At 31.2% G+C, this 23072-nt stretch carries 20 protein-coding genes; 2 read left to right on the top strand and 18 right to left on the bottom strand.

Going from position 1 to position 23072, the window contains the following annotated elements:
• From RR430_RS05960 to RR430_RS05945, 4 genes are all read right to left on the bottom strand, one after another.
• The coding region (locus tag RR430_RS05960; RefSeq protein WP_332508778.1) for a hypothetical protein at positions 1-1088 on the bottom strand (1088 nt) is incomplete at its 3' end.
• Entirely contained in the window at positions 1085-3130 is a 2046-nt protein-coding gene (locus tag RR430_RS05955; protein WP_332486162.1) for an Ig-like domain-containing protein, read from the bottom strand. The genes RR430_RS05955 and RR430_RS05960, both read right to left, overlap by 4 nt.
• Complete coding sequence (locus RR430_RS05950; RefSeq protein WP_332486161.1) at positions 3114-3407, bottom strand: pore-forming ESAT-6 family protein; 294 nt, start codon at positions 3405-3407, stop codon at positions 3114-3116. Before RR430_RS05950 ends, RR430_RS05955 begins: the two co-directional genes overlap by 17 nt.
• A 9-nt stretch (positions 3408-3416) precedes the next feature.
• Positions 3417-3710, bottom strand: coding sequence for a WXG100 family type VII secretion target (locus tag RR430_RS05945; RefSeq protein WP_332486160.1), 294 nt, complete (start codon positions 3708-3710; stop codon positions 3417-3419).
• 142 nt (positions 3711-3852) lie between these two features.
• On the opposite strand from RR430_RS05945, the gene RR430_RS05940 reads away from it, so the two are divergent.
• Positions 3853-4029, top strand: coding sequence for a hypothetical protein (locus tag RR430_RS05940; protein ID WP_332486159.1), 177 nt, complete (start codon positions 3853-3855; stop codon positions 4027-4029).
• Between the two features lie 12 nt (positions 4030-4041).
• Here RR430_RS05940 and RR430_RS05935 read toward each other — a convergent pair whose 3' ends face one another.
• The 12 genes from RR430_RS05935 to RR430_RS05880 all read right to left on the bottom strand — a co-directional run bounded on the left by RR430_RS05935 (position 4042) and on the right by RR430_RS05880 (position 19629).
• Positions 4042-5202 (bottom strand): MFS transporter, encoded by a 1161-nt coding sequence (locus RR430_RS05935; RefSeq protein ID WP_332486158.1) that lies wholly within the window; start codon positions 5200-5202, stop codon positions 4042-4044.
• A 112-nt stretch (positions 5203-5314) separates the two neighbouring features.
• On the bottom strand, positions 5315-5671 hold the full coding sequence (rbfA, locus tag RR430_RS05930; protein ID WP_332486157.1) for a 30S ribosome-binding factor RbfA: 357 nt from the start codon (positions 5669-5671) through the stop codon (positions 5315-5317).
• Complete coding sequence (gene infB / locus RR430_RS05925; RefSeq protein ID WP_332486156.1) at positions 5671-7509, bottom strand: translation initiation factor IF-2; 1839 nt, start codon at positions 7507-7509, stop codon at positions 5671-5673. Before infB ends, rbfA begins: the two co-directional genes overlap by 1 nt.
• Before the next feature lie 13 nt (positions 7510-7522).
• Complete coding sequence (locus RR430_RS05920; protein WP_332486155.1) at positions 7523-7822, bottom strand: L7Ae/L30e/S12e/Gadd45 family ribosomal protein; 300 nt, start codon at positions 7820-7822, stop codon at positions 7523-7525.
• Positions 7815-8072: an RNase P modulator RnpM gene (gene rnpM / locus RR430_RS05915; RefSeq protein WP_332486154.1), complete on the bottom strand. Its 258-nt coding sequence runs from the start codon at positions 8070-8072 to the stop codon at positions 7815-7817. The genes RR430_RS05920 and rnpM overlap by 8 nt, the downstream gene beginning before the upstream one ends.
• Before the next feature lie 17 nt (positions 8073-8089).
• On the bottom strand, positions 8090-9715 hold the full coding sequence (nusA, locus tag RR430_RS05910) for a transcription termination factor NusA (protein ID WP_332486153.1): 1626 nt from the start codon (positions 9713-9715) through the stop codon (positions 8090-8092).
• 25 nt (positions 9716-9740) lie between these two features.
• Entirely contained in the window at positions 9741-10208 is a 468-nt protein-coding gene (gene rimP, locus RR430_RS05905; RefSeq protein WP_332486152.1) for a ribosome maturation factor RimP, read from the bottom strand.
• A gap of 127 nt (positions 10209-10335) precedes the next feature.
• A complete protein-coding gene (locus tag RR430_RS05900) occupies positions 10336-14691 on the bottom strand; it encodes a PolC-type DNA polymerase III (protein ID WP_332486150.1) in 4356 nt (1451 codons plus the stop codon).
• Between the two features lie 153 nt (positions 14692-14844).
• Positions 14845-15744, bottom strand: coding sequence for an HD domain-containing phosphohydrolase (locus RR430_RS05895; RefSeq protein ID WP_332486148.1), 900 nt, complete (start codon positions 15742-15744; stop codon positions 14845-14847).
• Between the two features lie 20 nt (positions 15745-15764).
• On the bottom strand, positions 15765-17144 hold the full coding sequence (locus RR430_RS05890) for a GGDEF domain-containing protein (RefSeq protein ID WP_332486147.1): 1380 nt from the start codon (positions 17142-17144) through the stop codon (positions 15765-15767).
• A 294-nt stretch (positions 17145-17438) separates the two neighbouring features.
• Positions 17439-18803 carry an NADPH-dependent glutamate synthase gene (gene gltA / locus RR430_RS05885; RefSeq protein ID WP_332486145.1) on the bottom strand — a complete coding sequence of 455 codons (1365 nt, stop codon included), beginning with the start codon at positions 18801-18803 and terminating at the stop codon, positions 17439-17441.
• A 1-nt stretch (position 18804) separates the two neighbouring features.
• Positions 18805-19629: a sulfide/dihydroorotate dehydrogenase-like FAD/NAD-binding protein gene (locus RR430_RS05880; protein ID WP_332486144.1), complete on the bottom strand. Its 825-nt coding sequence runs from the start codon at positions 19627-19629 to the stop codon at positions 18805-18807.
• Positions 19630-19928: 299 nt separating this feature from the next.
• On the opposite strand from RR430_RS05880, the gene RR430_RS05875 reads away from it, so the two are divergent.
• The gene (locus tag RR430_RS05875) at positions 19929-20486 is read left to right on the top strand and encodes a hypothetical protein (RefSeq protein ID WP_332486143.1); all 558 of its coding nucleotides are present in this window, start codon (positions 19929-19931) and stop codon (positions 20484-20486) included.
• An 86-nt stretch (positions 20487-20572) separates the two neighbouring features.
• Here RR430_RS05875 and mglC read toward each other — a convergent pair whose 3' ends face one another.
• Positions 20573-21565, bottom strand: a complete 993-nt coding sequence (mglC, locus tag RR430_RS05870) for a galactose/methyl galactoside ABC transporter permease MglC (RefSeq protein WP_332486142.1) — start codon at positions 21563-21565, stop codon at positions 20573-20575.
• A gap of 18 nt (positions 21566-21583) precedes the next feature.
• Entirely contained in the window at positions 21584-23071 is a 1488-nt protein-coding gene (locus tag RR430_RS05865; RefSeq protein WP_332508777.1) for a sugar ABC transporter ATP-binding protein, read from the bottom strand.
• Position 23072 lies beyond the last annotated feature (1 nt).

Raw genomic sequence — 23072 nt, 5'->3', positions numbered from 1 at the left:
TTTTTCTTTATGAATATTTCATAACTACTGAAATATAGCTTATCCTGCTCATGAGGAATGTTTTCAAATATTATGTCGCAATTACTATCACCAAACCCTAAGGGTATCATCAGAAAAGAATCAGCTGATTTTGTTTTATTTTGAAAATAATTACAATCATTCAGGGCATCTTGAACTATTTCATTAGATGTTAGAAAAGATTGTTTCTCATAATCTAGTAATTTCATTTCATAATCGTTAACTTGTAGTTGCAAGTTTTCAAAATAATTATTAATATTTTGATGATACTCCTCATTCTTTTTCAATATTTTCTTATTTTCATATCGTCTTTGAAGTGGTTGAACTAATACTCCACCAAGAATCATAACAACAGGCAAAAGCAATGATGGTAATACTTCTATTAATTCTCTTCCCTGCATATATCCTTGATATGCCATAATTAATCCTATGCAAAGTGATGCAAATGACATCATTAAAACAGGAAATAAAATAAAGAAAATAGGTTGTTTTTCTGTTGTGTGTATACTTTCAAAACTTCTTAGCTTAATAACTAAAGTAGGTTTTTGAAGCATAGTTCGTTTTTTCTTAGTAATTGTTTTCTTTATGCACACTGGATCTATCTTAATTTGTGAGTGTTTGTATTCAAGTAGATTAACATGAATGTTTTTACATTGATTTATCATAATAAAGTCATTTGTAATAACAATACGACAATTACATAATGTTAAAATATCGTAGTAATTATATTCATTTGAATATTTACCATTTACGAACATTGGATTTAACTTGTTTTGCATTAGTTTATTATTCACTAATACAATATGTTCCTCTTCAATATTATTATCAACTATTTGAATTGTAGAATACTTACCAGAACCAATAGTTATTTCATTAGGTAGTTTATATTTTTTATAACAACTATATCCTATTTCTTCATTAAACAACTGCACAAATATTTCGTTGATCCTAAACCTTCGCGGATAGTTAACATCAATTTGAAGAATTCTATTATAAAAATTTATTTGATGAAATCCATTAGTTAAATAAAGAATTTTTTCTAATTCAGTATCTCGAATTAAACAAATCATTTTTTCTTATTAGTAACAAGTACATTACAATTTACATTATATTTATTATCTTTGGTTTTAATCGTAATTATTGCACTACCCCTTTTTACTGGTGTAACTAAACCATCCTTATTTACTTCGCATACTGATGAATCACTTGTCGTAAATACTAAGTCACTCAACTTAATATTTTTAGGTAACGAAATTATTCGGATTTTCTTATTTTCACTTAAATCAACTATTAAATTAATTTTCTCTAATGTTATTTTATCTGAGACTAATATTTGATCTGTCTGTGAAGTCTTTCTGGAATTACGCGTACACTTTTCCATGAATTGCCAATTCTCAATATGGGTTTTTTTATTCAGTATTAATTTTCCATTAGTCTCATTCAACACGTTCCATGTTTTTGTTAATCCAATTTTGGCGGCAACTGTTTTACCGCTATTAACTCCTACATCAAGTACCCAGTGTAAATTAATATTCCCACATACCTTTACATCATCATTATTAATAGATGCTTCGTCTGCTTTATCTAATTCTACTGGGATATGTTTTTCTTCTTTATTTCCTAAACTATCATATAGATGTACAACAGTATCAATATAACCTCTAATACCTCCCTTAACAAAGATATCCATTAAGGCTAAATTCCCTGTAGAAACTCCTGTAGTTAGTCCAACAGTTGTCGCAGTAGACGCTTTCATAATAAAATCTGCATCTCGCTCGCTATTACTAAATGTTCTTAGTTTGTTATTTTTAATTTCGATTCCTACATCATGGTTATTAACTAAAACTAATTCCACTTTACCACTAGTATAAATATGTAATTTAAGTTGCATTGTTAAAGTTAAAAGTGGCATGTTAGGAAATGGAACTTTAATTTGACAAATAGGAATTGTTGTACCATCCATATTTTCGCTTGATTTAAATGAATTAAGCAATGATTTTATAAAATCATTGCCCTTTAAATTCTTAAAATCGAGATAATAATTTGACTGTTTTTTAGGCTCCACCTTAATTAATTCAGTTGAATTAAATGACACTTTGAAATAGGCATCATTAATATTACCATCCGTTGTTTTCCATCTAACAGTAGGCTTAACTTTATATATTTTTGCCTCTGTTTTTAAATCTCCTTTATTAAGTTTTAAAGAAATTCCATTACTGTCTGCATTAACAACTCCTTCAAAATCTCCAATTTTTAATTCTCTTGATACTACATTAACAGTTTTTAGCGAATTATCATTTAATTCAATATTATTATATACTTCTATTTCTGCTTCGCTAAAATCAACTTCAAATGAATCATTTATCTCAAAGGAATTATATACATCATTATAGTCAGCTTCTTCTAATTTAACTTCCTTGCCTAATTCATTATCATTAATTTCTTTAACTTTATAGTATTTATCTTCATCATCTTTCCAATGAATAACATCATCTACATCAATACTTTGACTGTCTTTAAATATTGCAGTTTTAGTATCTTTATTAAATTCTATTGGAACATCTACATCAATTAATTCATCATCAAAACTAGCTTCATAAATAGGCTCTTTAACTTCGTAATTATTTATGTAGTTTTTGACTAAGTCTAATTTTAAAATTGCTTCTTCTTTGCTTAAAACTGTTTGTGGGCTAAAACAAGTACGTTTATCCAAAGAAAATATTCCAAGGCTTACCGATTTAGCAATATGATCAGGGAAAATACTCTTATTACTGTCTTTAATTTTCGTTATACTATCTTCAGTACTCATTAAATTAACTAACGTATATGCAGCCCATTCTTTAGTAAGTTTAGAATCTAAATCAATTGATACATTCTTTTCAATAACTCCCCATTCACTTGCACTTTGAACAATTTCAAAATATGGATTATTTGAATCAATGTTTAAGTATATAGGTTTTGAACTTGTAGCTTGTGGTAAATTCATTTCAGTCACTATTAATTCAAGCCAGTCTTTTAATAATATAGTTTCTTTTTGTTTTGTGCATCCTGTTATTGATAACAGGATTGCACAAACAAGCATTTTGATAATATTTTTAGAAATTTGATGCATTAGAATTAATTGTTGTTTCTAAAGAATCATAGCTTGAAACTGTAAAATCTAAGAATGAACCATATGAATTAATAATTTCTTTTTGTTTCTCAAATCGACTTGCGAATGCATTAAATCTACCTCTTAGTGTTTCTCCTGATTCACTAATCCAAGATGCATTTAAATCATTTATTTCTTTTTTTATGATTTGCAAATGCTCATATATTTGATTACCACAATTTCTTAACTCATTTGCACATGTTGTTACTTCTTGTAATGAAATTTTAATATCTTCCATTATTCCCTCCTATAGTCTATTGACTTGATTCATTAATTCATTTTGTGTTTCACGGTACGCTCTTGCTGAGGATCGCAAAAACTCTGAATACTGTTGGCAAATTACATGGATCTGTCTAAAATCATTTTCGAATGTTCTAATTTGATTAGTAAATGCAACGTTATCTTTACCCTGCCAAGCATTCTTCATCTTCTCAACTTCATCAAATAGCTTCATAAAACATTTTTCATAATCTTGTGATTCAGAATCAATTTTCCTTGAACTCATCTCTAATCTTTCTGGATCTACATATATCTTTCTCATCTTCTCACCTTCCTTACTAATTTATACGTTTTACTTCTATAAACTCCTAAAAAAACTTCATAAATTACTATGAAGTTTCAATGTATTAAATTTAATTATTATTTGTTATACTTTAATTAAATATAGAATAGAGGTACCTAAAATGGAATATATAGTAGAAATGGTTGGTTGTGTTGGATTAATCCTATATTGGCAAGTTTATATTGGATCTATTAAGGTAAAAAATCCAAACAATCAAAAAAAGTTTGGTATTATCGGAATGATTTGTAGTGCCATGATTTTGATAATTGGTTTAACTATTCTCTACTATTTGAAATAATAGTAGTTTTTTTTATTTAACTATTTGTTGACTTAAAGTCTTATGCATAATGAACATAACAATGAGTATTGATAATAGATATAGAGGAAAAATTGAAACAGATATAATATTCGTAAGCAAACCAAAAAGTGGAGGCATAACACAGGTACCAACATATGCACTCGCCATTTGAACACCAATTATTGCTTGTGATTTATCTTCACCAAAATGTTCAGGTGTGGCATGAATAAGACACGGATACACAGGTGCACATCCTAAACCTATCATAACTAAACCAATTAATGAGAACATTCCTGGTAGAGGTAATACCATTACTATGATTCCAATTAAAATAATTAATTGCCCCATTCGAACCATTTGTACATCATTTAATTTCATTGTAATAAAACCACTTACGGCACGTCCAACTGTAATTCCAATAAAAAACAAACTCGCAAAACTCGCAGCGACATCAGCTGAAATGCCTTTTGTTATCATTAAATAACTGCTTGCCCATAAACCAGCTGTTTGTTCTAATGCACAATAACAAAAAAAGCATATCATAACAGCTTTAGCACCAGGAATTTGAATTATCTGTTTAAGTGTTAACGGAGATTTATTTTTGTCTTGTATAGTATTACTTGAGTTCTGTTTTTTCCATAAAGGCAAACTTAAAAATAAAAAGAATGTTAATATTACTTGAATTACTCCAATAATAGCATATCCCATATTCCATCCATAGTTTCCACTTAAAGCATACCCCATGATATAAGGACCAAGTGTTGCGCCTACTCCCCACATACAATGTAACCAGCTCATATGCTTGCTAGAGTAATTTAAAGCAACATAATTATTTAATGAAGCATCTACACTTCCTGCTCCTAGTCCATAAGGTATTGCCCATAGACATAACGTAATAAATGAATGTGATGATGAAAATCCAAATAAAGCAATTGCAGTCATTGCAACACTAAATGCCGTTACCTTTCCAGTACCAAATTTTTTGGTTAATCTATCACTTTGAAGACTTGATACAATTGTCCCAAATGCAATAATCATAGATATAATCCCTGCATAAAACAAAGGAACACTGAAATCAGTATACATTGTTGGCCAAGCAGATCCAAGTAGTGAGTCTGGTAATCCTAGGCTAATAAATGCAATGTAGATTATTGCTAAAAGTAAATGTATCATTTTTCTTACCCCTTTTTATCGATGTTTTGATTATAGTAATCTTCATTATTTAAACATAGAATAAATTATGAATTAATATTTTAAAAAAATAAAATATTGAAGAAAAAGAGCTCTATTTTGAGCTCTTATCATCATTTTTGATTTCTTGAAGAATTGCATCAATCTTGCGACTCTTGTTTAGCGTTTCATCAAGTTTAAATAGCAATTCTGGAACTTTTCTAATAGTAAGTTTTTTTGCAAGTTCTGAACGAATATAACCTTTACTATGATTTAAAGCTTTAATGCCTGCTTCATTTCTTTCTTGTTTACCTAGAAATGATACATAAATCGTAGCATATGAATAATCGTTAGTTACTTGTACTTCTGTGATAGTAACGAATCCAATATTTGGATCCTTTAAATTGAATTGAATAATCTCAGATACTTCTTTGTAGATTATCTGATTTAAGCGATCATGTTTTATACTCATTAAGCTTGTTTAACTTCTTGATCTTGATATGTTTCTACAATATCGCCTTCTTTAATATCATTAAAGTTTTCAATTGTAATTCCACATTCATAACCAGTAGATACTTCTTTAGCATCATTTTGGAAACGTTTCAATGAACCAAGAACTCCTGTATAAACAACAATACCATCACGAATTAAACGTACACCACAATCACGTACTATCTTACCATCAGTAACCATACATCCAGCAATAGTTCCTACTTTAGTAACTTTATAAGTTTGTCTTACAACTGCTTGACCAATAACTACTTCTTCAAATACTGGGGCAAGCATACCCTTCATTGCAAGTTCCATTTCCTCAATTGCTTTATATATAATTGTATGAAGACGAATTTGAATTCCTTCTTCTTCAGCTTTCTTTCTTACATTTGAATCAGGTCTAACATTGAATCCATAGATAACTGCTTTAGATGCACTAGCAAGCATTACATCAGATTCTGAAATAGCACCAGCTTGAGAACGAATAACATTTACTCTAATACCAGATACTTCAATTTTTTCAAGTGAAGCTTTAACAGCTTCAGCTGTACCTTGAACATCTGATTTTACAATAACTGGAATTTCTTTAACATCACCAGCTTCAATTTGAGCAGCCAAGTCATCTAATGACATTGCACTAGTTGATTTACGTTCTTGCTCGATCTTAGCTTGAGAACGTCTATCTGCAACAGCACGAGCACCTTTTTCAGTAGCAAATGCTTTGAACATATCTCCAGCAACTGGAACATCATTTAATCCTATAATTTCAACTGGCGTAGAAGGCCCTGCTTCTTTTATTTCACGACCTCTATCATCAGTCATCTTACGAACACGCCCAAAACACGCACCAACAACAATTGGATCACCTGCTTTTAAAGTACCATTTTGTACAAGTAAAGTCGTTACTGGTCCTCTGCCTTTATCAAGTTTAGCTTCAATTACTGTCCCTGTAGCTAAACGTTTAGGATTTGCTTTAAGATCACGAACTTCAGAAACAACAAGAATTGTTTCTAATATTTCTTTAATACCTTCTCCTGCTTTTGCACTACATTGAACGAAGATAGTTTCTCCACCCCATTCTTCAGGCATAAGTCCAAGTTCTGACATTTCATTCATAACTCGATCAGGATTAGCATCTGGTTTATCCATTTTGTTTACAGCAACAATAATAGGTACATCTGCTGCTTTAGCATGGTCAACAGCCTCTTTAGTTTGAGGCATAACCCCATCATCAGCTGCAACAACAATAATACAAGCATCAGTAACTTTAGCTCCACGAGCACGCATAGCAGTAAATGCTTCATGACCTGGAGTATCTAGGAATGTTACTTTTTTACCATGTACCATAACTTGGTAAGCACCAATATGTTGTGTAATACCACCAAACTCACCTTCAACAACTCGTGTTTTACGGATTGAGTCCAATAACGTAGTTTTACCATGGTCAACGTGACCCATAATAGTAACTATTGGAGGTCTCTCTTCAAGAAGAGTAGGATCATCAACTTCATTGTCTTCTAGACTATCTTCATCAACAATTTCCTCTTTTTTACATTCGATTCCAAATTCCATACAAATTAATTGCACAGTTTCATCATCTAGAGAAGAATTGATTGTTACCATTTTAGATAGCATAAACAACAATTTAATTAATTCACTTGCTGATTTATTTACTTTTTGTGCTAATTCACCAACAGTAATTCCTTCAGTATATGAAATTTCTGAAATAACCACATCATTCTTTGGAATAAATGTTTTTTGTTGTTTGTTGTTATTTGTGTTTCTTCTTTTATTACTTCTGTTTACTTGTTTTGCCATAATTCCACCTCACTCATTTCAAACAATTTTGTATAGCTTTCGCAAATCCTTCATCACAAACAGCTACAAAGGAAACCTCTGCACGCCCGATTGCATATGCTAGATCTACGCTACGCATACCACTAACTACCTCTACTCGATAAGAATTGCACTTATCAAGCACTTTTTTTTGTGTGTTTGATGAACAATCATCAGCTAACAAGACCAATTTAGCATCTCTTTTTTGAATTGCTTTTATCGCGGAATCGCCAATTACTATTTTTCTTGCACGAGTAGCAATACCTAAGTAACCTGCGATTTTATCTTTATCCACGTATAACCTCACTTATTTTATCATACACTTCATCTGAAATAGTGCACTCCAATGCCTTGGCAAGAGATCCTTTTTTCTTAGCAATCTCTAGTGCCGCAACATCTTTTTTAAGATATGCTCCTCTTCCATTCATTTTACCAGTTGTATCAACTTCAATTGATCCATCTGGTGTGCGTACAATTCGTAACAATTCTTTTTTGGGACATTGTTCTTGTGTAGCAACACATTTTCTCATTGGAATTTTTTTCATAATTCACCTTTTCAAAACTAATCTTCTTCGTAATATTCTTCGAATTCATCATAGTCGATATCACTGCTGTAAGCTTCACTAGCTTCTTGTTCTTCACGAAGTCTAATTTCTTCTAACTCTTCTTCAGAATATACTGGTTTGATATCGTAGTCTTTGTCTTTCTTAATATCGATTGAACGAAGTTTACGTTCATCTTCTTCTTTTTTCTTACGTTTCTTGAATTCAACTTTCTCAGTCTTTGGTTTACTAGTTGATGTATCTGCAAGTTTTTCAAATACTGAAACATAATCAGTACGAGGTTTTGGATCTTTCTTAACTCTCTTAATTGGTTTTTCAACTTCTTTAATTGGTTCAACTATTTTCACTTCTTCAATTACATCAGTTTCTTCAACGATTGTTTCAGTAACAACATTATCATCTGCACTGATTACTTCTTCAACTACTTCAATTGGAGTTTCAACTATTTCTTCAACTACCACTTCTTCGATAGCATCATCATATTCTTCTTCCATATTAGCAATTGTTTTAGAAGCTAATTCACGCTTAATTTTTTCTTGTTCAACTTCGTAATTAAACATTAATTTTTCAAAATCAATTCCTTGTTCAATAAGTTCTTCTTTTGTTTTGATATCAATCTTCATATTAGTAAGTTTAACTGCAAGTCTTGCGTTCTTACCTTTTTTACCAATAGCTAATGATAATTGACTATTATCAACGATTACTAATAATGAACGTTTTTCTTCAGTTGGTACAACTGCAATAACTTCTGCTGGAGCTAATGCATTCTTTACTAACTCAGTAGTGTTTTCACTCCATTCAAAGATATCAATTTTTTCACCATTTAGTTCATCACTAATTTCTTGGACACGTTGACCACGAGGACCAATGCATGCACCACGAGGATCAACATCAGGATTCTTTGAATAAACTGCCATCTTAGTTCTTTCGCCTGCTTCTCTAGCAATACCACGAATTTCAACAACACCTTGATAAATTTCTGGCACTTCTTTTTCAAATAAACGTTTTACTAACTTAGCATCAGCACGTGATACAAGAACTTGAGATCCTTTTGTATCTCTATTACATTCTGTAATTACAACACGAATCTTTTGACCTTCTTGATAACGTTCACCAGGAATTTGTGCGCCTTTAGGCATTAAAGCAATAGTCTTTCCTAAATTAACTAAGATAAACTTTTCTTCAACTGATTCAATTACACCTAAAACCATTTCATCTAGTAAATCAATGTATTCATCATACACTGCTTGTTTCTCAGCTTCTCTAATTTTTTGTTTCATAACGTTTTTAGCTAACAATGCTGCTGCACGTCCTAGATCATTAATTGAAACTTCTTTTTCAATTAAACCACCTAATTCAATTTCAGGATTAATTTCTTTTGCATCAGTTAAAGAAATTTCTAATTCTTCATCTTCAACATCACTAACAACTAAATACTGTTGGTAAACTGTAATTTTTCCACTCTTGTCTTCGATATTAACACGAACTAAGACATCAGGAATATCTACATGTTTACGGTAGGCTTTTGCTAAAGCTTCCATTAATGCTTCTTTAACAACTTCCTTTGAGATTTTGCGATCATCTTCAATTAATTGCATCGCTTTTAATAAATCTTTAAAATTCATTTCATTCTTTCTCCTTCTTTGAATTTTATAGTTTAACCGCTAGGCGGCAGAATTCTATTTCATCTTGTTTAAATGTTACTTCTCTTGTTAATGCTTTATCACGATAATTCATTGTAATATCATCATTTTCAACTTTTAATAAATCACCTGTAAATTCAAGCATTTTTTTAACTGGATGTTTTAAACGAACATAGATATGATGAGTAACTAACTCAGGGAGTTCATTCAAATCTCTTATCTCTCGTTCAGCACCCGGTGAACACACTTCTAGGAAATACTCATCCATTGTTGGAAAAGCTTCATCTAAAATTAGAGACAGTTTTTCTGACACTGTTGCACAAGTGTCAATATCCATTGAACCATCACTCTTCATAATCGCTATTTGTAAAATTCGCATCTTCTTTTCAGATTGCCATTTTACATCATAAAGACGAACATTTTGAGCACTAAGTTCTGGTAAAATCAGTTCTTTAATTTTATCAATTTGATCCATATTTTCTCCTTTAAACAATAATGAAGGAGTGGTTATTAACCACTCCTCTAGTTTCTTTACGACTTAATGATACCATTTTTAAGCCAAATTGCAAGAAATTTAAGCTTATTTACACGATATCACATATTTAGAATAAAGACATTTGATTCTTTTCTTGTAATCCATCTAATGCGCCAAGTACTTCTAACTTACGAACAAGTGTAGTCGATAGTTGGGTTCTTGATATTAAATCCTCTTTAGAAATAAATTCACCTTTCGCACGAGCTACAACAATTGATTTAGCAACGTTATCACCTAAACCATCAATTGTAGTAAATGGTGGAATAATTACTTTCATATCATCCTTTTCAACTGTAAACTCTGTAGCAAGTGATTTATACAAATCAATTTTTCCAATTTTATATCCACGAGCAAATAGTTCCAAGCAAACTTCTAATGTATTATAAGTATCATTTTCTTTCTTGGTAACTAATTTAGCTGTTTCCATATTATTTCGTTTATTTCTAATTTCTTCTAAACGTGACTTTATTGCAGCAATTCCCTTAGTCATAGTTTCAATTTCGTAAGCATCGCATCGTAAAGTGAAATACGAAATGTAATACCAATGTGGATAATGTACTTTGAACCAAGCAATTCGTACAGCCATAATAACATAAGCCACCGCATGTGCTTTAGGGAACATATACTTAATTTTTTTACAACTTTCAATATACCATTCAGGGACATCATGCTCTTGCATTGTTTTGACCCATTCATCAGTTAATCCTTTACCTTTACGAACACTTTCCATAATTGTAAAAGCTGTCTTTGGTTCAAGTTTTTTATGCAATAAATATGTCATAATATCATCACGACATCCTATAACTTCTTGTAAAGTAATTCCTGATTCAACTAAATCAGCAGCATTATTCAACCAAACATCAGTTCCGTGTGATAATCCTGAAATAATAATCAAATCACTAAAATTCTTTGGTTTAGTTGCTTCTAACATACCTCTAACAAAGCTAGTACCAAATTCAGGCAATCCCATCGCACCAGTCTTTTCACCAAATTCTCTAATATCCGCTTTTAAAGCATCTGCACTTGAGAATAGACTCATTGTCTCTGGATCATTCATTGGTATTGTCTTTGGATCAATGCCAGATATATTTTGTAATAGTCTCATAGCTGTAGGATCTACATGTCCTAGAATATCAAACTTTAATACATTATCATGGATATCATGAAAATCGAAGTGTGTTGTTTTCCATGTGGAATTAGGATCATTTGCTGGGAATTGAACTGGCGTAAAATCCGTTACTTCCATATCGTGAGGAATAACAATAATGCCACCTGGATGTTGCCCAGTAGTTCGTTTTACTCCCGTACATCCAATCGCAAGTCTTTCCTTTTGAACACGGCGCATATTCTCAATGCCCATTTCTTCACTATATCCCGTTACATAACCAAACGCTGTTTTATCAGCTACCGTCCCAATTGTACCTGCACGGAATACATGGTCTTCACCGAATACTTCTTTAGTGAATAAATGTGCTTTATCTTGATATTCGCCTGAAAAGTTTAAATCTATATCTGGAACTTTATCTCCTTCGAATCCCAAGAAGGTTTCAAATGGAATATTTTGGCCATTACCCTTCATAATTTCACCACAATGTGGGCATGGTTTATCAGGCAAATCAAATCCTGAAGAAACAGTATCATCTTCAATAAAATCAGAATACTGACATTTTGGACAAACATAATGTGGTGCAAGCGGATTTACTTCAGTAATTCCACTCATTGTCGCAACAAAAGATGATCCTACAGACCCTCGTGACCCAACTAAATATCCATCCTCGTTACTACGTTTTACTAATAAATGAGAAATATAATAAATAACACCGTACCCATTGCCAATAATACTATTTAATTCTCGTTCTAATCGTTTTTCAACTATCTCAGGTAATACATCTCCATAAACCTTATGAGCTGTTTCAAAACAAATCTCACGTAACTTATCATCACTACCTTCTATTGTAGGTGTATACAAACCACTCGGTACAGGTTTTGTAGGTTCTATCATATCAGCAATTATGTTACTATTTTTAACAACAATTTCATTCACTAATTTTTGATCATTCAACCACTCGAATGCATCAATCATTTCATTTGTTGTTCTAAAGTGTTGTTCAGGATTGATTGTATTTCGACGCACACGTTCATTATAAATGAATAAAGGATGTCTAACTCCACCAATTCCCTGTGTTTGAATATAAATATCACGATATATTTTTTCATCAGGTTCACAATAATGAACATCTCCAGTTACTACAACAGGCTTATTTAATTTTGATGCAGTATCAATAATTCTTCTTAATATGGCTTTTAAACGATCAATATTAGGTACAGAATGCATAGCAAGTAAATGTGAATAATTAGCCAATGGCTGAATTTCAATGTAGTCATAAAAAGAAATAGCATTTTCTAATTCAATTTGACTCTTGTTAGCAGCACATTCAAAAACTTCACTATTTAAACAAGCTGATCCTATTAGTATATTTTCCCTTTTTTCGTTTAATTTAGATTTAAAAATCCGCGGTTCTGCTAAAAACTCACTACCATTTGCTTTACTATTAGCATTACCAAAAACAGCAAGAGTCTCAGTATTTGAAATCGTAACTAGTTGATAAATAGATTTTATCCCAGCTTGATTTTTAGCTAATATGACAACATGGCTATTTCTAACCTTGGCAAATGATTGAGGATTTTGTAATGATTGTAAATCAGATACTGTAATAGCACCCATTTCTTTTGCTTGATGAATCATAGCTAAAAATACATCCGCCAGTACATTAGCATCATAATCAGCACGATGTGCTACTTCTTCATCATATGCAATACGATAAGCTCTAGCAATATTACCCAAACGATAAGTTCTTCTCTCACTTAAAATGGCGCGTGCAAAATCCAACGTATCAATAATTGGATTATCTAATGGTTCTCTACCAATTCGTTTTAATTCCTCATTCATAAATCCAATATCAAATGAAGCATTATGAGCAACTAATACTTTTCCTTTTATCCATTCTAATATTTCGTCAATAGATTCTTCGAAAGTTTTCGCATCTTTAACCATTTCATCAGTAATACTTGTTTTTTCCTGAATAAAATGTGGAATAGCAACAGGTGGCTTTATAAATAACTGCTTATGTTCAACAACAGTTTGATTTTTTATTAGAACTCCACCAAATTCAATTACATGATCAAAAAACGAGGACAATCCCGTTGTTTCTAAGTCAAAAGCAACATACTCAGCTTGTAGTAAATCTAAATTTTGTTTATTTTTAACAATCTTTAACTCCGGTTCAACCAAGTTCATTTCAACACCATAAATCATCTTGAACTTAGCATCAGGATTTTTCTTAAGAATTTTTGATACCGCTGCTTGTGCTTTAGGGAAAGCTTGTACAGCCATATGATCAGTTATGGCAATAGCAGGATGACCCCATTTGTACGCTTGATTCACATACTCAGCAATTTCACATACTCCATCCATTTCAGACATTATTGTATGGGTATGCAATTCAACACGCTTCTCTGGTGCTGTATCAGTACGAGAAGGTTTTTCTATCTTTTCAATATCATTAGCTTTGCAAACTAACTCTTTCTCATAAGAATCATAAATAATTGATCCAAATACACGAACTGTATCCCATTCGTTTATTTCTTTCATTTTTTCTAAAGGCATACGATTATTTTCAAATCGCTTAATTACAATCGCATCAGTTTTATCACTTAGATACATCGTTTGAATCGTATTTCCAGTACGTGTAGTTTGATAAACTATTTTAAATACAGTCGCATCAAATTGAATATTGTCACACTCATTAACAGCATCCTTTAATTCAATTATTATATAGTTTTCTTTCTTTACTCGTTTTGTAGAGTATTTTGTTGTTTCTGGTTTATTGTTATTTGGAGAAAAAGATGAAGATGCTGTACTAACAGGTACAACAACATCCACAACTTTTGCATCTAGTTCTTTCGATGTAAGTGTAATTAATTCTTCCTTAAATCCAACAGTATTTAAAAAATTAACTAAGTTTACTTCAGCATTTTTAGCTTTTTCAATATCTTGTGCAGTAGCAAAAAGAATTTGAATACCATCATCTGTATATGAAGGCATCCCTTCTTTAAATATTGCATATGAAGATTTCAATGTAGAAAAATCCCATACATACTTTTGCAACTCTTGGATATTTTGTTCATATTTTGTTACATTAACATGGATTGAACACACTTTGCATAATGATGCACAAAAATACTGTTTTAATGCTTTATATAAATCAAAAGGTAAGATTTGATCTAATTGAATTGTTATATTTAAGTGTTCTGTATTTTTATAATACTTAACATCTAAAACTAAGGCATCATTAAAAACTGACTTTGATTTAGAATTCAGTTCCATATTAGGGATTAATTCACATAATTTTATTTGTTTCATTGGTATTCTCCTAACGACATATATCATACCATTTTTTTAGTTACATTATAAGCCATCCCAGACTAAAATTATTTTCATAAACTTGTAAATAAAAAGAATAATTCAAAAGAACTATTCTATAAACAAATAATATAATATTACTTACATTTATCTCTAAATTGTAGATAGATGCTCTTCGAGAGCATCAATAACTTTTTGATCAAATTGTGTCCCTACACACCGTCTTAATTCTTTTAAAGCATCATTCTTTGATAAACCTTGATGATATGGTCTAGTTACAACAATAGCATCATAAGCATCAGCACAACAAATAATTCGTGCTAATATTCCAATTTCATTATTCTTTAAACCTCTAGGATACCCCTTGCCATCTAATCTCTCATGATGTTGGTATGCGATTTCTGCTACCTTCTCACCACAATATTGTTTAATCATTTCATATGTATATATACTATGCATTTTCATTATTTCGTATTCTTCTTCTGTTAACTTACCCGGCTTTGTAAGAATCGATGAAGGTATTTTAGCTTTACCAACATCATGAAAATATGAAGCATAAAATAAATCATCATAATAAATAGGATCAACATGTAAACAATAAGCAATACCTAAACATAAACTTTTAACCCGTTTACAGTGCTCAAGTGTATCACCATCAGTTAACTGTAAATCATTTAAAATCTCAATCAATTTATTTTGCTTGTTTTTAATGACATCATAAATTTTATTATTAGATACACTTAATAACCTTGTATCTTCGATAACCCTAAAGGGTACATTTCTATTTAAATCACTATAATAATATGAGTCTCCAGCACTTAAATGTAATACTTTATCACCATTATTAATTTCCATATTTCCACTTAAAATGTAGCAAAATTCATAATTACCTTTACCATCAGATGAAATAAATCCAGTTGTACCTTTTATCATTGTATCCTCAATTGCTTCAAACCCATTTTCACGATGCAACAATTGCGTGCTTGTGGTAGTCGGTGAATACGTTTTAACTTGATTTTCTTGATTTTTTTTAATGATAATTAAATCATCCATATTATCACCTCTTCTATTAGTCATCTGTTTTTTATATTTTTCGCAAAACAATATCCAGCTCCACCATTACGTTTAACTTGATACATTGCCTTATCTGCGTTAGCTAGCAAATCATCAACAGTAGCTCCATCATCAGGATAACAAGCAATTCCAATACTGACTTGACAATTTACTTTTACATCAGATTTTAAATTCCATGGATGATTGAATCGCTCAATAACTCTTTCCATTAGTTTGCATAGTTCTTCTTCACCTTCATTAGCATCTAAAACACCAATAAACTCATCACCACCATTACGATAAACACCACCACGTAACTCATCAATTGATTGAAAATATTGTCCTAATGAAATTAGGAATTCATCACCACTATCGTGACCATAAGTATCATTTATTAGTTTAAACCCATCAATATCAAAAAATAATACATACCCTTTTTCATTAAGCTTTCTTTCATTTATTCTACGGTTGCAATACTCAATCAACATTCTTCTATTTGGAAGTCCTGTTAAAGAATCATAGTTAGCCATGTATTTAATTAATGCTTCATTCTTCTTATTATCTGTTATATCAGCACTACTAACAACATGTGCAAGTCTACCATCAACCCATCTAAATGCAGCACTAAACACACGAAACCAAGAACCATCTAATTCTCTTTGATAATCCCATGTATAAACTTTTGTAGGGTCACCATTATCATCAATTAATTTCTTTTGTGGGCAAAATTCACATTGTCCTTTTAAACTTGGAAACAATACTTCCCAACATTTTTTTGACTTAAATTTTTCTATTCCACCATATGGCATTGCCATCGATCTATTAACATATAATATTTCATGTGTATAAAAATCATTAACATAAATATCGATTCCTGTATTATCCAAAATACCTTCAAATACTTTTCGAGAAGAGGATACGATACTAGCGTAGATTCTAGGCATTGTGTATTTAATTAGCATAGATGAAACCATTGATAACTCTTGTTTCATATTATTAAAAGCTTCATTTTTTGAATAAACTAACAACTCAGCAATTCGCTTTTCGTGGTAATGTGCGGCTAAAGCTATGTGATTTGTATTTAACATATCAAATAATTTCACTATCTCGGTATCATGGTCATCTCTCGATACAATGATAAAGTCATTACTTTTATGACTTTCAAATAATGTTCGAATTATCTCCGAAGGTAAAACCTTTATTAAGTTAATATTTAAACTAGTATGACTTCCTTTAAGTTCAAAATAACCATAAGGATTAATCTCATAGTTAAATGCACTATCTAAATTAAAATAGCTTGTTATTTTTGTTAGAGCTTGATCTACAATCTCATCTTTTGTTTCATTACCATAGAGTAAACTTGCAAACTCCATGATTATATTTTGATTTTTACTATCCATTGCTATTCTCCTAGAATTTGATAAAAATTTAATCTATTAATTTCTAAATTATTAGTTATAAACAATAGGTTTTTTAATAAAAATGAATTATGCTATTAAAAATTTAGTCATAAAATTTATGTATATGACTATCATAACAATTATTACATCTTTTTTAACATTTATATAATTGATTATACCATTTTCAAGTAAAAATAGCATGACCTTATGAAATATTTATTACAAGAAAATGATTTACACTACATAAAAGAAAACTTTCCTAAAGATAAAAAAAGATATGAACTTGTCATACCTTTACAATAATTCTTTACATATACTTTCTGCTGCTTTTTTACCTGCACCCATTGCTAAAATAACAGTTGCAGCACCACTTACAGCATCTCCACCTGCATATACCGATTGAACTGACGTCATTTGATCTTCATTAACAACAAAACATCCACGCTTATTAACTTCTAATGATTTCTCAGCATCTTTTAATAATGGATTACTAGATGTTCCAATTGCCATAATTACATAATCACATGGAATATCAAATTCACTACCTTCAATTACTGTTACACCACGTCTTCCTTTTTCATCAGGCTCACCTAGTTGCATTGCGACACAACTCATACCATTAACACTACCTGTTTCATCTTTAGAAATTGCAATTGGATTTGTAAGTAACTTAAATTCAATTCCCTCTTCCATTGCATGTTCTATTTCTTCTTTACGTGCTGGCATTTCTTCCAAACTTCGGCGATAGACAAGAGTCACTTTATCACCAAGACGTCTAGCGCATCTTGCTGCATCCATAGCCACATTCCCACCACCTACAACAATCGTATGTTGTGGTTTAGCAATTGGTGTATCATATCTATCATCATATGCCTTCATTAAATTACATCTAGTCAAGTACTCATTAGCGCTAACAACACCTACAGCATTTTCATTTGGAATATTCATGAAATTAGGAAGTCCTGCACCAGTACCGATAAATAACGCTTTATATCCTTGTTGCCATAAATCATCAAAAGTTACTGTTCTTCCAATAATCATATTTGTTTCTATCTTAACATTATAATTTTTTAAAGATTCAATTTCCTTCTTCACTATCGCTTTAGGTAATCTAAATTCTGGAATACCATAAGATAATACTCCACCTGTTGCATGTAATGCTTCAAAAATTGTTACATCAAATCCTGCTTTAGCACAATCATTGGCACATGATAATCCTGCCGGTCCACTACCAATTATACCAACCTTAATACCATTTGATTTAATATCCTCAGTTTTTGTTTGACCATGTTCAGCAACATATCTTTCTAGGCGACCAATCGCAACCGCTTCACCTTTTATACCACGAACACATTTTGCTTCGCATTGACTTTCTTGAGGACATACACGTCCACAAATACTTGGAAAATTATTAGTTAATTTGATTTCATGTAATGCTCCATCAACATCATCATTTGCTAATGCTTGAATAAAATCAGGTATATGTACATGTACAGGGCATCCTTCAACACATGGTTTATTTTTACAATTTAAACATCTTTGAGCTTCATTAATAGCCATCTCATGTGTGTATCCTAGTGCGACTTCCTCAAAATTTTTGCTACGTATTGCAGGGTCTTGAAAAGGCATTGGGGTTTTTTCGTTTTGCATATTTGGCATATTATTTAGCCTCCTTAGTTAAGCGACATTTATGTCCTTCTTCTTCCTTATACATTTTATTTCTTTCTACTAGATTAGTAAAATCAACTAAATGACCATCAAAATCTGGACCATCAACACAAGCAAACTTTGTTTTGCCGTCAACGGTAACTCTGCATCCGCCACACATACCTGTTCCATCAATCATAATTGGATTCAAGCTAACAATTGTTTTTATTTGTTTTGTTAATGTACAATCACAAATAGCACGCATCATTGGAATAGGTCCAATTGCAATTACTAAATCATAATCTACTTCTTCCATCATTTGTTTCAATGCATCAGTTACAAAACCTTTATTACCATTAGAACCATCATCAGTCATAATTTTGCAATTAGTAGCTATTGCTTGCATTTCATCTTCAAGAATGATCATTTCGGTATTTCTAAAACCAGCAATCATATCCACTTTGATTTCATGATTAAATAAATATTTAGCACTTGGATATGCTATAGCAGTTCCTACTCCTCCACCAACAACACAAACACGTTTAGCACCTTCGAATTCCGTTGGTTTGCCTAAAGGTCCAACAATGTCAGTAATACAGTCACCCTCATTTAATTTACTTAATTTAATAGTCGATGACCCTATTGCCTGAACTATAATCGTTACTGTTCCTTTAGTTTCATTATGATCAGCAATCGTTAAAGGAACTCTTTCACCAAAATCATCTACACGTAAAATTATGAATTGACCCGGTTGTACTTTTTTACTAATTGCTTCTGCTTCAATTTCAAATAGATAAACATCTGGATTTAATTGTCTTTTAGTAATAATTTTATACATAATCATCTACCTCACAGTTACATATTATACCTTAAATATAGTTACTATCCAAGTAGCAATGTACTTCTATATATTATGTGATATTACATTAGATATTAGATGAATATGAAGTACAAATTTTAGATAAGCCATATTTAAACAAAGAAGTACAAACAATTGATACTCTAATACTAATCAAAATTCATTTTAATCAATCAAATTATTTATATTCGATTTAACACAAAGTAAATAATCATTGATCGATCTATATTAGGTATCATAATAATTATTTTCATGATAAAATAGACTAGGTGATGAAATTGAAATTACAATTAAAATGTGAAAAGTGTAAACAAAATTTTAACAAAAGTGTTGCGGCAGCATTTGAAGAATACAAAGTAGGATATGTTGTTTGTAATGAGTGCAAGAAAAAAAATTCTAGATATATAAGTGAAAGTGATTTGCTTATGTACTTCGTATGTAGTGCTACATTATATACCCTTGCGGTTGTGGCTATCTATCTTTTACTCAATTTATTAGGATCTGTAAACGTATTTATCATTTATGGAATAATAGCATTTCTATTTGTCGGTATGTTCTTTCTGTCAAAATATATTTGTTATTACATTTATGTCATGGCTCCATTCAAAAAAGAATGGAAAGATAAACAACTTGATGAAGATGCAGCTGGAATTGCAAAACGTATGAGATGGCAATTTATTATGTTCCTTCTTGTTGCCTTAATGTTCGGATCTCAGCCTAATCTAATCATTTATTGCTTCGTATTATTAGTTGCATTTATTGCAGTTGTAGGTATCAAAGTTAATTTATGCCTACGTAATGAAAAGGCTCAACTTAATATTAAATCTACAAAATAGATAGTTACTTAAAACTTCGTTCTATATGAATGAAGTTTTTTTGTTGCATAGAAAAAAGATGCCACTGAAGTGACATCTTAGATTTACTATTTCTTAGCTGTATATTTACGAATATCTAATGCAACGGCAACGATAATTACTAAACCTTGTGCAATATATTGATACGATGTATCTACACCTAGATATTGTAATGATGTTTTCATTAACTCAAATACTAATACCCCTAGTAAAATACCTTGTACCTTACCAATACCACCAGTAGTAGAAACACCACCAATTGTACAAGCAGCGATAGCTTCGAGCTCATATCCTAAACCTAAGTTAACTGATGCTCCACCCGATTTAGCTGCTAATAAGAATCCTGCAAACCCATACATTAAACCAGCTAATGTGTAAATACGTAATAATGCAGCAGTTGTGTTAACACCTGATACTTCAGCAGCAATTTCATTACCACCGATTGCATACATGTATTTACCATGACGAGTTTTATTGTACAAGAACCAGAAGATAAGTCCCATAACGATTGCAATGATTAATAGCCATTTAAGTTTATAAAAACCTAAGTCGATACCACCACTTGCAATGGTAGTGAAATCTTTTCTTAAACCACCGATTGGGTCTGCTCCTGAATAAACTAAGTTAATACCATAAACTATAGTTTGCATACCTAAAGTTGCTAGGAATGGTGGAACTTTTAAATATGATACAACCAAACCGTTTAATAATCCAAATAATGCTGTTACTATAACAACAACAATGAATACTGCAAATAGTGGAAATTGTGGAAGATTTTGGAAGAATCTATCTGAATAATCTGCACGTTGTAATAATGTACAAGCAAGAACTCCCCCTAACCCAACTAAACGACCAGCTGATAAGTCAGTACCTTTAGTAATTAAACATCCACTTACTCCAAGTGCAATGATAAAACGAGGTGCAACATTCGATGTTATGTTATTAAAGTTAGTTAATGTGAAGAATCCTTGTTGAGTGAATCCAACAAATAGCACCAATAATAATAACAAGATAACGATCGCATTATTGCTTAAGAAATCTTTAATTTTTTTTGCGTCCATATATTTGCCTCTACTCCCTTACATGTATTTTGTAGCAAGATTCATAACTTTTTCTTGCGTAGCTTCACTGCTATCTAGAATTCCTGTAACTCTACCTTCGCACATTACCATTACTCTATCACTCATACCTAATAACTCTGGCATTTCAGATGAAATCATAATAATTGATTTACCTTGCTTAGCTAAATCAGCGATAATTGTGTAAATTTCATATTTAGCACCAACGTCAATACCACGAGTTGGTTCATCTAGAATTAAGATATCAGGATTATTTGCTAGCCAACGACCAATGATAACTTTTTGTTGGTTACCACCAGATAATGATTTTATTTGTGTTTTCGTAGAAGGAGTTTTTATGCTCATTTTACGAATATTATCATTAACTAAATCATCTAATTTATGATTGTTAAGTACAAATCCCATGTCTATGTATTTATCTAAAGAAGCAACACCAACGTTATCAGAAATAGATAATACGCCAAAGATACCAGATGCACGTCTATCTTCAGTAAGCAGTGCGATACCTTTCTTTATTGCATCGCGAGGACGTTTAATTTTTAAAGGTTCACCTTTATATTTTAAACTTCCGCTTATAACATGACGAACTCCAAATATAGCTTCCATAAGTTCAGTACGTTGCGCACCAACTAATCCACCAATACCTAGAATTTCACCTTTCTTAACATCAAAGTTAACATCCTTAAATGATTTTGGATTAATTGAAGTGAAATCTCTTACTTCAAGTACCACATCTGAAGGAATATTATCTCTAGGTGGGAAACGATTTGTTAATTCACGTCCAACCATTCGTTTAATGATTAAGTCAGTAGTTAATTCATTTGAAGGCCAAGTTCCAACATAAGTACCATCACGCATGATTGTAACTTCATCAGAAATTTTTAAAATTTCTTCCATTTTATGAGAAATATAAATAATCGATACACCATTAGCTCTTAATTTATTAATGATATCGAATAATCCAGCTACTTCATTTTCAGTCAAAGAAGATGTAGGCTCATCCATAATTACAACTTTAGCATTAACAGATACAGCCTTAGCAATTTCTACTGATTGCATATTAGAAACTGATAATTCTGAAAGTTTCATTTTAGGATTAAAGTTCATATTTACTTCTTTTAATAGTGCTTCTGTATCAGAGTACATTTTTGCATGATCAACGATTTTAATTGGACCAATACTTTTTAAAGGATAACGACCACAGAAAATATTTTCTGCAATACTACGATCAAGGATTGGTTGTTGTTCTTGTTGCACCATCGCAATACCACGTCCTAAAGCATCATGTGTATTTTTAATATCTACTTTTTCACCATTGAAGATTACTTCTCCGCTATCTTTTGCATAGATACCGAACAAACACTTCATAAGTGTAGACTTACCAGCACCATTTTCACCCATTAACGCATGAACAGTTCCTGGTCTAATATTTAAAGATACATTATCTAAAGCTTTAACACCTGGGAAGCTTTTACTTATATTTTTCATT

Source organism: Anaerorhabdus sp. (assembly GCF_036641015.1).
GTDB lineage: Bacteria > Bacillota_I > Bacilli_A > Erysipelotrichales > Erysipelotrichaceae > Anaerorhabdus.
Note: the sequence above shows the minus strand (reverse complement) of the source record. Positions and strands in the feature narration are given on the sequence as shown.

What these genes read in the sequence shown, in the direction of transcription:
- RR430_RS05955 (WP_332486162.1), bottom strand. Translation starts at nt 3,130, where the DNA reads ATGCATCAAATTTCTAAAAATATTATCAAAATGCTTGTTTGTGCAATC.
- RR430_RS05950 (WP_332486161.1), bottom strand. Translation starts at nt 3,407, where the DNA reads ATGGAAGATATTAAAATTTCATTACAAGAAGTAACAACATGTGCAAAT.
- RR430_RS05945 (WP_332486160.1), bottom strand. Translation starts at nt 3,710, where the DNA reads ATGAGAAAGATATATGTAGATCCAGAAAGATTAGAGATGAGTTCAAGG.
- RR430_RS05940 (WP_332486159.1), top strand. Translation starts at nt 3,853, where the DNA reads ATGGAATATATAGTAGAAATGGTTGGTTGTGTTGGATTAATCCTATAT.
- RR430_RS05935 (WP_332486158.1), bottom strand. Translation starts at nt 5,202, where the DNA reads ATGATACATTTACTTTTAGCAATAATCTACATTGCATTTATTAGCCTA.
- rbfA (WP_332486157.1), bottom strand. Translation starts at nt 5,671, where the DNA reads ATGAGTATAAAACATGATCGCTTAAATCAGATAATCTACAAAGAAGTA.
- infB (WP_332486156.1), bottom strand. Translation starts at nt 7,509, where the DNA reads ATGGCAAAACAAGTAAACAGAAGTAATAAAAGAAGAAACACAAATAAC.
- rnpM (WP_332486154.1), bottom strand. Translation starts at nt 8,072, where the DNA reads ATGAAAAAAATTCCAATGAGAAAATGTGTTGCTACACAAGAACAATGT.
- nusA (WP_332486153.1), bottom strand. Translation starts at nt 9,715, where the DNA reads ATGAATTTTAAAGATTTATTAAAAGCGATGCAATTAATTGAAGATGAT.
- rimP (WP_332486152.1), bottom strand. Translation starts at nt 10,208, where the DNA reads ATGGATCAAATTGATAAAATTAAAGAACTGATTTTACCAGAACTTAGT.
- RR430_RS05900 (WP_332486150.1), bottom strand. Translation starts at nt 14,691, where the DNA reads ATGAAACAAATAAAATTATGTGAATTAATCCCTAATATGGAACTGAAT.
- RR430_RS05895 (WP_332486148.1), bottom strand. Translation starts at nt 15,744, where the DNA reads ATGGATGATTTAATTATCATTAAAAAAAATCAAGAAAATCAAGTTAAA.
- RR430_RS05890 (WP_332486147.1), bottom strand. Translation starts at nt 17,144, where the DNA reads ATGGATAGTAAAAATCAAAATATAATCATGGAGTTTGCAAGTTTACTC.
- gltA (WP_332486145.1), bottom strand. Translation starts at nt 18,803, where the DNA reads ATGCCAAATATGCAAAACGAAAAAACCCCAATGCCTTTTCAAGACCCT.
- RR430_RS05880 (WP_332486144.1), bottom strand. Translation starts at nt 19,629, where the DNA reads ATGTATAAAATTATTACTAAAAGACAATTAAATCCAGATGTTTATCTA.
- mglC (WP_332486142.1), bottom strand. Translation starts at nt 21,565, where the DNA reads ATGGACGCAAAAAAAATTAAAGATTTCTTAAGCAATAATGCGATCGTT.
- RR430_RS05865 (WP_332508777.1), bottom strand. Translation starts at nt 23,071, where the DNA reads ATGAAAAATATAAGTAAAAGCTTCCCAGGTGTTAAAGCTTTAGATAAT.